Genomic DNA, 14,245 nt, shown 5'->3' on the forward strand with positions numbered 1-14,245 from the left:
AATATGCTTATAAACTTTCTACAAGCCATCTATGATAACAATACCCCATTACCTAGTGATACTGAAATTTATCATCAGTTAAAAGGGGATATAGAGTACTTCTCCATATCCCCTCAAGTATATTCACAATTAAAACAACAAAATCAACTTGATAAAACTCCTCTACTCTTTCAGAATCAATTAAAGGAATCATACAACCAAGTTCTCTTACAAAATCTTTTTATTAAAAATCAGACAAAAGAAATACTCAATGCTTTTGATGACTTAGCCATAGAAGCAATTCCACTAAAGGGTGTCTTTTTTTCTGAAAAATACTTTGGGGATTTAGCTGCTAGAGGAACATCGGATATTGATCTTTTAATCATGCCAAGCGATTTAAGAAATGCCATTGAGAGTGTAAAGAAGTTGGGGTATATAGTGGAAGAAGAATGTTCTCCTAATCATTTTCATTGTAGCTTTAGTAAAGAATTACCGGGGTCAGCCATTCCCCTTTCAGTTGAAATTCACTGGAATATACTAAAAGAAGATACTTCGAATCTTAACATAGAGGAATTTTGGAACGAAGCAATACCTATGAGTCAGTATTCACATATTAAAGAACTATCAGATTATCATACTTTCTATTTTATCTGTCTTCATGCCTGGAGACATAACTTAGATTCGATGAAGCATTTTATAGATATTGTCCAAATGGTACATGTGTTAGGGGATAGTCTGGATCTTGATTCACTATTCAGGGATGCAACATCTCATAAAACCCTAAAAAGAATGGAACGTACCCTATCAATTGTTTATCATGTATTTCCACATTTAGAGGAAATCAAGAAGCTACCAATAAATAAAAGAACGGGTTTGTGGTGGCAGTACGAAGCAATTAAATCTTCTACCTATAGAAATGTAAAGGTATACGCTGATTTTTTTGATTATCAGTTTTTTAGTTTTGATACAGTAAGGCATCGGTTTCTTGCGTTTAGTCAATGGATATCCCCTACTAGAAATGACTTAATGACAGAATTAGGTTTTGAAATTAAATCAAAGAACCTACTCATTGAGTATAGTAGGTTATATAAAAGAAGATTCCTAGGAGTTGTTAAATCTATGAAAGAATGAATGAGGAAGAAACAAACATTTTTTTCTTCTTAATACTTTCGTGCAAATTTAAAAATCCCTTTATGGATAACTCCTAGTATTGTTAAACTTGTGCTTCATTCTGAAGCTTTTTTTAGTGTCAAAACGTTAATTTCAGGAGTATTAAATAATCGAAACTTCAAAAAGGAAATCGTCTTACTGCTCCCCAATCCTGCACTTACATATTGTTTAGTTCCTTCATACTCCCACAGTCCCTTTACTCGATCTTTTGGCGGAAATAACCCGCTATTTTCGTAATACGGTTCAGGAACGAAGAAAGCTCCTATAAAAGGTAAACGATATTGTCCCCCGTGATAATGACCTGCCATAATTAAATCGTAATCGCGAAAAACATATAGCGGATCATTTTTAATTGTATTGATTCGTGCATCAACAATTGGATAGTGGTTTAGTGCTATTAAGGCATTTGAATCTTCTGAGGGATTTAAGAATGAAATTTCATTGAGCAAATTCTGTTGGTGCTTCGCAAATGATGCATTGTTAGCATTTGCACCTCTGATGACAAAACCCCTTTTAGGATTTATTATGGATAGTTCAAAATCAACAAAATGGACGTTTGCTGAACCAACCTTAATACTATGAATAGACTCTAAAAGGTTCACACCTCGCTTTTCCATTCCTTTTATGAAATCATGATTTTGAAAAGTCTGTTCAGAGGGCATTTCGTAATTGTTAGGATCTGAATTACCCGGAATATACAAGGCATTTTCCTTATTATTAATGCCTTCTATTAGTGTATAATAAGGGTGATAATTCTCACTTAAACCACTCACCAACATATCTCCAGTAAAAACGATTGCATCATATCTAAGGCTGTTAATTTCCTTTATCAGTTTTTCTTGGTTTTTACCAAATTCCTTTTCATGTAAATCTGTTACTTGAAGAATAGTAAAACCCTCTAACTCTTCTGTTAGATCATCGATTACAATTTCTTGTTCTAATACTTTTATGCGGTTATTGTCCCAAACGGTATATATAGCTAGAACAACAAATACTAACAAAATAAATAACAAAACCTTTACTCCTGACTTTCTCATTCACATCTCTCCAGTAATTTAGTACCAAACAACTTATTTAATAAAGTTTTAAAAGAAAATACCCACTAGTACCTTAGTGAGTGTTATAAACTTGCTTCCATTTGGTTACTTAATAAATGGCCAAACACACTTCTCTTATCTTTTGCAAGCTGACCAAATTCCCCTTTTTGAATAATGGAGCCCCGATCCAATACTACAACTTGATCAGCGTTACGGATCGTTGATAAGCGATGGGCAATAACAACAATTGTCATCCTTCCCTTTAGCCTATCTAACGCTTGTTGAATTTTCTCCTCATTTTCTGTATCAAGTGCGCTTGTTGCCTCATCTAACACAAGTATTGAAGGGTTTCGTAAGATTGCTCTAGCTAAAACAATGCGCTGTCTTTCTCCTCCTGAAAGTCGTATCCCTCTATCTCCAATAAGAGTATTTAGACCTTGTGGAAGCGTACTAACAAATTCAGCAGCAGAAGAAAAATCCAAAGCATCCCACATCTGTTCTTCAGTTGCATCTGGAACGACCATTTGCAAATTCTCCCTTATACTTGCATTAAAGAGAAAAGGATCTTGTGGGACATAACTGATTGCCCGTCTTAGTGATAGCAGATTTTCACTTGTTAAAGGTTTACCATCTATTAATACTTGCCCTTTTTCTGGTTGGTTTAGACCCATTAGTAAATCAATCAACGTGCTTTTTCCAGCTCCAGATCGACCAACAAAGGCAGTCATTTTATTAGTAGGTATCACCACATTAATGTCCTCCAGAGCATATGAAGTTGAACCGTTTTGATGATAACAGAACCACACATTGCGGCATTCAATTTTCTGGTTAATTTGAATTGGCTTAATATCTTTGGTTTCTTTAGGAGTGAATTCTTTCGCATTTTTACATTCGTCTTGCAAAGCCTTAACAGCTTTAAATGCGGGAATTGTTGTTGCAATTTGCTCCAGCGAACCTTGGATACCAGCAACTCTCGGCCATAATCTTGAAAAAATGATGATGATTAGCATTAACTGACCAGCCTGAGCATTAAACATGTTTACGGCAATTAAAATAAACGTAGCAATTAACACTGCCGAAGCAATCTTATAGTACATTTGTGAAGTTGTTTTCATCTTGGAATATTCAATTTGTTCATCCTGCATCCCACTGGTAATCGTACGAAACCAGTCCATCCTTGACTTTTCTAAAGTATTACTTTTTATATCTTTTATTCCGTTAATCTGATCGGTTATACCTGCAAGATAATCTTTACCTAATATGTAATTTCTGTTCCCTAACGCTAGGGAACTTTTTAGGAATTTACGATTTAAAAAAACTAGGACTAAACCACACAATAATACAAAAATCGTTAAATTCGGAGAAAGCAAAAAAGCAAGACCAATTTGAATGAATGTAAAAATAAGTGAGGCTATAAATTGCAAAAATGAGTGTGTTCCTGCACTCGAACGAGCAATTTCTGCTGTTAGTAAATTAATAAGATCCGATTTTCGATTTCTAATGAAAAAATCCCAATTAGCATGTAACAAAGATCCATACGTTTCTACACGTAAGTGACGAGAAAAGCCATGTTGAATTTTTGTATTTTGAATTGTAATATGGCGTTGTAATAAATTTTGTCCAATAACTATTAATACATAAATTGCTAGTATGGTAGGCAAACCTAATGTAATTGGAATGTCTTGCAAAAATGTAAATATTTCAGAAACCTGCGTATTACCTGCATCTAGGTTCACAATCCCACTCATACTAATCATAGGAATTAATAATAAAATCCCAATGCCATCTAGCAAACTAATAAACACCATTGCTAGTAAATTTATATAAAGAATTTTTCCTGCATATGAATGGATCTGCTTTAAAAAGTAAAAAACATGTGTCAAGATTAGTTCCCCCTAGGGTAATGCCTTCTTCCTCGTCTTCCCCATGCCCAAATAAAGGGACGTAAAGGAAAGTATAAAAAGTGCAGCTGCTTTGGCAATGGCAAAGTCTCCGCATCCTCAGGATATGGATGCAGAAAGCTCAAAACAAACAATACCTTTTGTCTTGCGGTCATTAATGAAAATAGATGGCGTGTATGATACCTAGATACAGGTTCAGGAACGGGATCAGTATGTAAATTAACCATTCTTTCAAGGTAAAATATCGCCTCTTGTGCCAAATTGCAAGAACGCTTATTTTCTAGTAAAGGCTTCATAGCATCTACTTTTTTAGAACTTAAAAGTTCTGTAGTTAAAACTAGTGCCTGCGCCCCTACATTGTGAAAATGAAAGGTTTTTAATAACCTGTTCATCTTTTTCCAATTGATGTCTTGTTCTGTCATTTGGTGAATATCTAACAACCAACGAAGTCTTGACCAACCATGACGAGCACCGTGTGAGACGAGGAATAAGAATAAGTCTTCTTTCCCTAGCAAATAAACTGGATAGGTTGTAAGCTTACTTTTCCTTTTTCGTTTCCACAAGTCATTGAAACTTGGTTCAAGTCCTGGACCTGGATTTAACCTCCAATGAATCTCAAGTTTCATTCGTTTTTGAGGGTGAAAATAGGTAGTATGATGATGTCGCCAAGTCCAATCATTTAAGACTGTTTTAATATAATCATCTTTTTCATAACCAAGATTTACTAAGATCGACTCCGCTTTCTCCAGTTCTCCAATTGGAATCAAAAAATCTAAATCACTTGATGTACGTAGAGAAATGTCACCATATAAGTCATGAGCAATCACTGGTCCTTTTAAGAAAAGCAGACGGATCGTATTCTCCGTGAAAATTCTACTAACCTTCTCCATTTCTGCACTTAAGTGGAGCATCTTGAATGTATTTCGTTTGTATTCTTGGGATAGGTGTTGAATAACATAAGTTGGAATTAAATGTTCGTCCACTTTTTTTAACTTTGAATATAGGACTGGGAATAAACGGTGGTGCATGGACTGTTTAATAAAGAGGTCCCAATCAATACCTGAAAATAGCTCTAAACGATTTTCTCTAAGATGGTCATGATTGCTGTTCTTTAGTAACTCAAGAATTAACTTTAATTCCTTAGGTACATTTGCTGTATTGAGATTGAACAGGTTAGACATTTCGGTTGCCTCCAACTTTTTTGGCGAATTTACCCACAACTGTAAATTTCTCCATTTCTTCAGAGCCAGTAATATAATAAGGACCACTGCGCAACCATGCATGTGCTATTAATTCACCAGACTCATCTCGAGCAGTTCCTAGATAAAGCGTGCTTTCGATTTGACGTTTCTCAAGCATTTTCATTGCTGCGATTGCTTTAACAAGACATTGGCTTTCCCAGATCGTATAACGACTCATAATATGAATGGCTTGAGATACACGAGATAAAACCTTTTTATTCGACACAAATGGATCAAAAGTCGTTTCTTCCATGTGCTGGCCTAACGAAGGGGCAACTTTTGAAAAAGGAATACTTTTAAGATATCGCCCCAGCCCTAAATAGAAAAGAGATTCTAATAGAAATCCCTTTGTTTTCCAATCCATTGATATAAAAATCTTTAATTTATTCAAGATCTCATTGTCCCTTTCTAGAAAAAATCAAACTAGCAATCTATCAAGTGGTTGCTTCTTCTACCTTAATTAAACCTTCGTCATTTAGTAATTTTATAAAGGACGTAACCTGTTCCTCACATCCACTTTGATCTACTTCATATTGTGTGAGTAAAGAATTCACCAATTGATCAATTGAGGTTGGTGTTTTAATTTGGTCCCATATCACTCCACCTATTTCACCTAAGTTGTAATACCTTCCATTCTGAATGCTTAACATTACTTTTTCACCATCCATATCGCTTACAATATTCCCTTCCCCTTGGCTAACAATATGAGTGGTTGAAAGTGGTTGAGTTTTAACCATATACTTTTTCCTCCTTAGTTAATGAATTTAAGATTAAACTTGTTAAATCACTTACAGTAAATCGAGATGTCGGACGTCGTAATTGATAGACATCGATATGTTCACACATTTTTGCAGTTGTGCTGAAGTGCCAGTCCATTAAGCCTGAAGGGGCAATGAAAAAGTTACGATATGTATGATTGAATAATGTGTGTAATCGGGAGAGGTTTTGAATAGGATTAAGTTCAATCTCATCACACTCTGATTTAATTAATTCAAATACACCTGCGAGTGGCAGTGACCTTGAAGCAAATTGCTCAGAGACGGGAATGGCATACTTGGTTTCTCTTTCAATGATTGGACGATAGTGATTCGATTCCATCCCAAATTGATTAAGGCTCTCTAACCATAATTTTTGTTGTGGATAAGCTGGTGTCACCATCGGAATATTTTGTTCACTAAGAGTAACCGGTATCACATCATCACTAATGAGTTGATACCCTAACTTTAAGAATGCAGAAGCTAAAGTTGATTTGCCTGCACCCGAATCACCTACAATTGCATATGCTTTACCGTCTATTTCTATTGCACTTCCGTGTAATGGAAGTATCTTTCTCTGCATCAACAGAGCACCCATGCAAGTTCCAAGGAGATAGAGTCGGATTTGATCTTCATGTGCATTATCCATAGGAGAATAATAAATTTCTTTTCCCTTTTGAATCATATAAATAGCGTTGTCAGGAAGATGAAACAGAATTAAATCTTCTTTAATAACAAAATATTTGCTTTCACCAGCTAATTCTTCCCATAACAAAGTAAGATCTGCCTTCTTAATAACAACTTCAACTAAACCTTGTTCTATAATCTGAGGTAATTCCGGTAGAGAAATTTCGCTCGAAACATTCAATCCAAAAGCTTTGTAGAACATCTTATTTGTAAGATCTGTCGTCAATCAAAGTTCCCCCATATTATACAAATCATTTTTAAAATAAATTTAAAACCCAATTCCCCTGAGCCTCAAGCTACTTACTGATGGTAGTATAAATGATAAACAGTCCATACTGACTATTCTTTATAAAGAACAACTATATGTGACATTTTATTCTTTATAAAGAACACCCGTAAGACAAAAATACCATCTTTCTGAAATAGTGTCAATCTATAAAAAAATGCTGACGACTTAGAATAAGTAACATAACTTTTTTATTATTCCAACCATTTTTAGTGGACTATAAGTAGAAGAAGAAATGAAGAAATAGTTTTTGTAAGTGGATGTAATAATTTATGGACCAATTTATAATTTAATTAGAGCATCTAGTTATCATTTATTAAGACAGTCTTTACAAAGGGAGTATTCCGCAAACACTTTTCGCAATAGTAGTTATTAACTTTAAAGCCCCTACACAAAAAATGTATAAGGGCGTTCGAAATACATCTTTAAATTTTAATAATTAACTATAATGTACCATTTCATCAATGTCATCCTGTACTAGATCTGGAGTTTTAATTCCTGGTCCTGCCATTGTCATATTGATATTAAGTACTTCTAATTCTGGAGTTTCCCATTTCTTTTTCATAAAATCACCTCCCTTCAATTTTTTTAAAAAATCGATAAAGAATTAAAGAGCGCATTAAGATCTTAAATTCGAACTCATAAACAAGGTTAGGATTTGGTTCATGCTTAATCTTTTCTATTGCAACTTCAATAACCTTTCTGTTTACAAGATCCGTCATCATAGAGTCAGTTGAAAGCTGTTGAAGCTCCTCAATAAATGAGTACCAAGAATGCTTCATACGATGAACACCATCTGCACCTTGAATTCCTCTAGATCGTTGGTTAAGTCTAATGTTATCGGGTAAATACCCTTTCGTCGAACGCCGTATAAGAGAACGGTCTATACCCTTTTGAACATATTGATTTTCTGGAACAGATAAACAAAATTTAATCACTCTTATATCGTTTGTTGGATCACGTTCCCATAAGGAATGACGAAGAGATAATTTTGTCCCCATCGTACCGCTTAGACCGTAGAAATGTAGTTGATTAAACTGATTATTTCTAATTTTATAGACATCAGAAACAGATGTACCTTTTATATCTATCTCATGTTTTTCAAGCTTCGTGTAAACATTTGTTCTTATGGCAAAATCAGGATTAATCCATTCTGGAAATTGGGCTTGTTTTTGAGATGAAAGCATACCTGAAGTAGTTGGAAATGCTTTTTTTCCAATGAATTTCATAATTCGTGATTTTTTGACACCTATATTCTGACTGTATAAATTTACCTCTTTATATAAGCGAATGAAATTTAACCTTTTCAAAAGTACCGCATAATAATCTAGTGCATGTCCCCAAGATACAGTCCAATTACCTCTTTGCCCATTTAAAAGTATTCCAACTCCCTGTTGATTAGCTTGCTCATAAATTCCTTTGACCCAGAAAGAATTTTCAAAAAATTTATATGGCATTTCCATCGTTTCTAGCCAATCGTCTACTTCTGAAAATGGACTTTTTTCTGGAAAACTTAAATACTGTTCAGAAATATTCCCAACGTATTTAACAGTTGATTCGATTAACGGTCTCTCATTAGCAACCCTATACCGGTGTGTCCAATCAACAAAATCATCAACAGGGACATAGCTGTATGTATGTAATTTTTTATTCTTCTCTTTTAGAGCTTTTGCGGCAAAACTAACCACTGAACCTGAATCCAAACCTCCGCTTAAATGAGCCCCAACTTGTCGATGGGTACGCAACCTTGAATTTACCGCTTTTTGAAATACTTCCTGGAATGCCTCTTCATATTCTAGATTTGATTTTAACTTTAACTTCTCTCCTGTAACCAAGTTAGAATACCTAGAAAACTCAACTCTACCATTTGAGACCTTAATTGTATGAGAAGGAGGAATCTGCTTAATATATTTATATACTGTTGCATCTGTCGAGACAGAGTCAGATGTTACTGGTATAACTATGAACTCGGCAAGCCACTGCTGATTTAGTGTTCTTTCAATATAAGGTAAGGTAAAAAGTGGTTCGATAATTGTACTAAAAGCAAATTTGGATTCATTTTTATAAAAATATAGCGTTCTAGTTCCCGAAAAGTCCCTTGCACCAAAAAAGTGACGCTGTCTTTCATCCCAAATCATAAAGGCAAAATCACCTACTAGGTACTTTGGTGCTTCCTCTCCCCATTTTTGATAAGCAAGTAAAATTAACATGCTATCAGACATGTTATTTCTAATTGACCGTTCTACTTGTAGTCTCTCAAATAGTTCATTACGGTTGTCAATGATCGCATCAGCAGTTATCGCCATTTGTCTTTCATTATCATAAAAAGGCAATTGTTCACCCACTGATTCTGGGGTAATCCATTGTGCATGGCAGCCAAGAAAAATATTCTCTTTATGCCATGCTTGAACATCATCAGCGGGAAACTTCTGCAAAGCATTCATTACATTTCTTCCTTGCTGTATATCTATTGGTTCATCGTTTAAATGATAAATTCCGGCTATTGCACTCATATTTCCCTCTCCCGCGCATGAATAAGTGTTATAAGATTAGATATGTTCTCAAACTTACAATCTACCGTTGTTCTCATTAAAGAACTATTGGTTATGAGAAATCCTTAAAGTATCACTTCAACATATATGTTCTTCTCTTAATTAACACCTTTAATTTAGGCAGACATCTATTTTATCTTCTTTTTATGTAATACTTTATCACTATTTAAATTCTATATAAAGAACATTACTATATTTTTTTAACGAACACAATGTTTTTTGAGAATATTTCACAAAAATTTTTTTCTTTAATTAGCCTCTAGATTCCTTTTAAGGACTGTATGAAATTCCTAATGAATAAAACATAACTAATAAGCAATAAGAGATCATGAACACCAAATAATAATTAAATTTCGATGTTTATTTCTTATTATCTTATAACATTTAGTTCCTTTTGTTCCTTTTGTTCTTTATTATCTATCTCATATCCGTTTGGATAGTTAGACTGCCATCGCCAAGAATCTGAACACATTTCTTCGAGTCCCTTTTGTGCAATCCAATTTAATTCTCTTTGGGCTTTTGTCGGATCAGCATAGCTTATACCAATATCTCCAGGTCTCCTATCAATTATTCGATAGGGGATTTTTCGATCTGTCACCTTTTCAAATGCATGAATCATGTCCATTACACTGTATCCTCTACCAGTCCCAAGATTATACGCACTAACACCTGATGTTGTCATGACCTTTTCAAGGGCTTTTAAATGGCCAGCAGCAAGATCTAAGACATGAATATAATCCCTTACCCCTGTTCCATCATGAGTGGTATAGTCATTACCAAAAACGTTAAGTTCAGATAATTTCCCTACTGCGACTTGAGTGATATAGGGGACAAGGTTATTTGGAATACCATTAGGATCTTCACCGATCCGTCCACTAGAATGAGCTCCTACTGGATTAAAATAACGTAACATAGCTATACACCAATTTTTATTGGAAATATATACATCATGTAATATTTCTTCAATCATTAGTTTTGTTCTTCCATATGGGTTTGTTGCTTGTAGAGGTAAATTTTCAGAGAGTGGCACCTGTTCTTGTATACCATAAACTGTTGCTGATGAACTAAAAACCATTTTATTGACTCCGAATTCCTCCATAACTTCACAAAGGATTAGGGTTCCAGTGATATTGTTGTGATAATAATGTAGAGGTATCAAAACTGACTCACCCACTGCTTTTAATCCCGCGAAATGGATGACAGCTTCTATATCGTTTTCAGAAAAAATGGTTTTTAGTTGCCCTTTGTTCAGCAAATCTGTTTGATAAAATTTAAGATTCTTTTTGGTAATCTCTCTTATGCGATCAAGCGAATCTATCTTACTATTTGATAAATTATCAAGTACTACAATTTCATATCCTGCGTTCAATAATTCTACGCAAGTGTGAGAGCCAATATAACCAGCCCCACCTGTGATTAAGATTGTCATAAATTTCAACCTCCATAAGCTCAGTTTTAAATCAATCTTTATAACCCATTTTGGGAAAAATCTAAAATATAAATTCTTAATAAAGAACGATTAGTTTCAACGTCGCATAGCATTTTTACTGACTAGAATTTAAATATTGAGATCTACTATTTTTACCCTAAAGAATAAAATATACTTTCAGATCAAAGTTATTTTTGTTCTTTATAAAGAACTAATTTTATTTTACACTCCAGATGATTTTTTATCAACTAATTTAATCAAAAAACGGGCTATTCTAGGTGAAAGATATACATTCCTATTTTCACTACTTTATATAGTCAGATTTTTTAGATCGAAATCTATATAGTAGGTTGGAAAAATAATATCGAAAGATCTAATGCTTTACTATGTCTTTAGAGATTGTTCTCATCGTTGGGGAATACGGAATAGATGCTAAATAATGCATTCAAATATGATTATGCTAATAATCTTAAAAGTCTTTGAATAACAAAGCTCAGCATTTTAGCTATAAAGTGTATCTCATAGACAAACTTAATTTATAAATAATTGTTTCTATATAATAGTTCATTCGCTTTATCAAAACTTTTTATCCAACATAATATAAAGTATATACAAGAAAGCGGTGAGAATAGTAAATGAATCTTGACGATTTGGAAGATGTAGATTTAACGACTAGCCCTCCTTTAAGTGGTAATGTTCTAAGTTATAATAGTAATAATGCAAAATGGATTCCAGAAAATATAAACTTTTCTTCTTATCTGATTGAGTTAGAAAGATGGGGAATAAAAAATGATGGGACAGATGCGTTTCATTCAACTCTTGGAATCAACAATGCATTAGATTGGGCATCAACAAATGGTTATGGTGAAGTTATGCTTCCTAAAGGAACGTATTTAATCGATGAAACTAGTTCCATCACACTTAAAAGCTTTATGACATTAAATTTAAATGGTGCTATTCTAAAAATACAAGACAATAGTTTAGAAAAATACCAGGTTGTTAAATTTGATAATGTAATTTTCTCTCGCATTACTAATGGTGTAATTAAAGGTGATAGAGATACACATATATATGTAATAGATGGTGTAGACTCAGATACTCATGAAGGTGGAGTAGGAATTAATGTATACAGAGATTGTAGGTTTATATCTGTAGACAATTTAGATATTTATAACTTCACAGGAGATGCTATTATTGCTGGAGGCACATTTCCATCTCTCCCCTATTACTTGAGACAATCAAGTGCACAACAGGGTGCATTTAGTTTAGGAGATGGCTCTTCAATAACAGATTCAAAAAAAATTAGATTTACAACAAAAGTTTTAATGAACAATCCATATATTGTTGAGGCAGGCCATTGGGGGATATATGGTGGTGGTTATGGTGATTTAGGTTCTGACATTTTTGCAGAATTTTATGATGTTATTTTTTATAATTCAGATGATTCCTTTCATTCTTCAATTGAAAAAGTTCAATTCTTTGATGAAGTTCCTAAACCAAAAGATGCTAGTTACGCTAAAGTAGTTCTGTATCAAAATACTATTCCTACAGATAGTAAGAATAATTTATTGGTAAGAGTTAACAGACATCCTGAAAAAATATTTTTTGAAAAATTAAATGTCCATCATTGTCGAAGACAAGGTATGAGTCTTGGAGGAAAACATATTTATATTAGAGATAATGAAATTCATCACATTGGTGGGGATACATTTTATACTGGAACAGATCCACAAGGCGGAATTGATATTGAAGATGGATATGATCTTAACCAACATTTTTATATAGAACGTAATAACTTTCATGATAATTGGGGTTACGATCTTGTAATTACGAATGGTAAGTATATGTATATCGCGGGTAATCGTTTCAATAAGGTAGCTAAATATGTTTCAGTCGCGATAAATGCCCCTACAGATAAGTCATTTTTCATTAACAATATCCTTCATCAATGTAACGTTACCATTTCAGGTGAGGTCATCATTTCAGAAAATCATTTCTATGGAACAGCTTGTTTTTTCGGAAACAACGACAATATAAAAAGGTATGGTCGAAATATAGAAGTAAAAGATTCTATTTTTCATAATTCTGTCTTAACTATAGATCAAATTGTTCCATACACGGTCAGAATAGATGGCTGTAAATTTTTAAATGATCATGTAAAACTAAGTACATTTAGCTCTCTCAGTAGTACTTTAGTATTGAAATCTGAACCGCAAATAATAATGAATTGCTCATTTGATGGAAATGATAGTAATTATACAATATATAATTTAAACAACCCTAAAAGTGGGTGGCTTTTTGATAATTTAATATTTAAAAATATCAGTAAACATTTTAGCTTTCCTCCATCTACCATTCGCGATTGCAAGTTTATAGATATTGCAACACTTGGAATTAATAGTTCACCATCCATTATTGATGCAGATGTTGAATTTATTAATTGTTGGATAAAAAATACAGATCAAAACAATCCGTTAATCACACTTAATAATATAAAAAGTTTTAAAATGGAGAGCTGTTTTATTGAAAAAAAAGATAGTTCCTTTTTAGTCATCCAAAACATCACAGATCAAGTGATCATCAGAAATAATACTTTCAGATATCCTAATGCTGTATTTAGTAATAGGGTCTTATTTGATATAAAATCACCTTTTACAGGCACTTTAATTGCAATTGAAAATAATATATTAAATTCATCTTTAGACAAACAGCTTTTTTCTAATGAGACAACTAATAATCCCCAGGTCTTAATTGTAAATAATATTATGACTAAAATTAATGTCATACGTAATAAAGAAACATTTATGAATAATTTTATAAATGGTGTACTCGATCCATATTACCACATGAATACTGAACCTATATCTGGATATTATGTTATAGGCGATTTAATATATAATACTAACCCTACTCCAGGAGGATTTATAGGATGGATATGTACAACCACTGGCTACGCTAATAATAGAACTTGGACACCATCTACGCCTTATACAAAGGGAACTATAATTTACTTCGGTGACCACGTTTATCAAGCACAAAACAGTGGTTCTTCAAATCCAACACCCCCTTCATTTCCGACTTCTTCCGGACAAACAGTAAATGATAACACTGTAACTTGGAGAGAAATAGGATTATTATCATTATTTAATAAATTTGGAATGATACAAACTTAAGTTCTAACCCCTTTTTATTTAAAAACTAACGATTC

11 protein-coding genes are annotated in these 14,245 nt (G+C 33.4%); 2 read left to right on the top strand and 9 right to left on the bottom strand.

The genetic code is table 11. The features are described from left to right. The first annotated feature begins 3 nt into the window (after positions 1–3). The gene (locus ACFFIX_RS00495) at positions 4–1,110 is read left to right on the top strand and encodes a nucleotidyltransferase domain-containing protein (protein WP_378929341.1); all 1,107 of its coding nucleotides are present in this window, start codon (positions 4–6) and stop codon (positions 1,108–1,110) included. A gap of 95 nt (positions 1,111–1,205) precedes the next feature. Here the strand turns inward: ACFFIX_RS00495 and ACFFIX_RS00500 are convergent, their stop codons facing one another. From ACFFIX_RS00500 to galE, 9 genes are all read right to left on the bottom strand, one after another. Continuing rightward, the gene (locus tag ACFFIX_RS00500) at positions 1,206–2,186 is read right to left on the bottom strand and encodes a metallophosphoesterase (RefSeq protein WP_378929343.1); all 981 of its coding nucleotides are present in this window, start codon (positions 2,184–2,186) and stop codon (positions 1,206–1,208) included. An 83-nt stretch (positions 2,187–2,269) separates the two neighbouring features. After that, positions 2,270–4,069, bottom strand: coding sequence for an ABC transporter ATP-binding protein (locus tag ACFFIX_RS00505; protein WP_378929345.1), 1,800 nt, complete (start codon positions 4,067–4,069; stop codon positions 2,270–2,272). 2 nt (positions 4,070–4,071) lie between these two features. After that, positions 4,072–5,268 (bottom strand): nucleotidyltransferase domain-containing protein, encoded by a 1,197-nt coding sequence (locus ACFFIX_RS00510; protein WP_378929347.1) that lies wholly within the window; start codon positions 5,266–5,268, stop codon positions 4,072–4,074. Next, positions 5,261–5,692 (bottom strand): lasso peptide biosynthesis B2 protein, encoded by a 432-nt coding sequence (locus ACFFIX_RS00515; RefSeq protein WP_378930330.1) that lies wholly within the window; start codon positions 5,690–5,692, stop codon positions 5,261–5,263. Before ACFFIX_RS00515 ends, ACFFIX_RS00510 begins: the two co-directional genes overlap by 8 nt. Before the next feature lie 70 nt (positions 5,693–5,762). After that, the gene (locus tag ACFFIX_RS00520) at positions 5,763–6,065 is read right to left on the bottom strand and encodes a lasso peptide biosynthesis PqqD family chaperone (protein ID WP_378929349.1); all 303 of its coding nucleotides are present in this window, start codon (positions 6,063–6,065) and stop codon (positions 5,763–5,765) included. Continuing rightward, on the bottom strand, positions 6,058–6,972 hold the full coding sequence (locus tag ACFFIX_RS00525; protein WP_378930332.1) for an HPr kinase/phosphorylase: 915 nt from the start codon (positions 6,970–6,972) through the stop codon (positions 6,058–6,060). The genes ACFFIX_RS00520 and ACFFIX_RS00525 overlap by 8 nt, the downstream gene beginning before the upstream one ends. A gap of 523 nt (positions 6,973–7,495) precedes the next feature. After that, positions 7,496–7,621, bottom strand: a complete 126-nt coding sequence (locus ACFFIX_RS00530; RefSeq protein WP_378929352.1) for a paeninodin family lasso peptide — start codon at positions 7,619–7,621, stop codon at positions 7,496–7,498. Between the two features lie 4 nt (positions 7,622–7,625). After that, positions 7,626–9,569: an asparagine synthase-related protein gene (locus tag ACFFIX_RS00535; RefSeq protein ID WP_378929355.1), complete on the bottom strand. Its 1,944-nt coding sequence runs from the start codon at positions 9,567–9,569 to the stop codon at positions 7,626–7,628. 409 nt (positions 9,570–9,978) lie between these two features. Next, a complete protein-coding gene (gene galE / locus ACFFIX_RS00540) occupies positions 9,979–11,037 on the bottom strand; it encodes a UDP-glucose 4-epimerase GalE (RefSeq protein ID WP_378929358.1) in 1,059 nt (352 codons plus the stop codon). Between the two features lie 635 nt (positions 11,038–11,672). Between galE and ACFFIX_RS00545 the strand changes: the two genes are divergently transcribed. Further along, the gene (locus tag ACFFIX_RS00545) at positions 11,673–14,210 is read left to right on the top strand and encodes a right-handed parallel beta-helix repeat-containing protein (protein WP_378929361.1); all 2,538 of its coding nucleotides are present in this window, start codon (positions 11,673–11,675) and stop codon (positions 14,208–14,210) included. Positions 14,211–14,245: the final 35 nt, after the last annotated feature.

Source organism: Metabacillus herbersteinensis, from assembly GCF_042433335.1.
GTDB lineage: Bacteria > Bacillota > Bacilli > Bacillales > Bacillaceae > Metabacillus > Metabacillus herbersteinensis.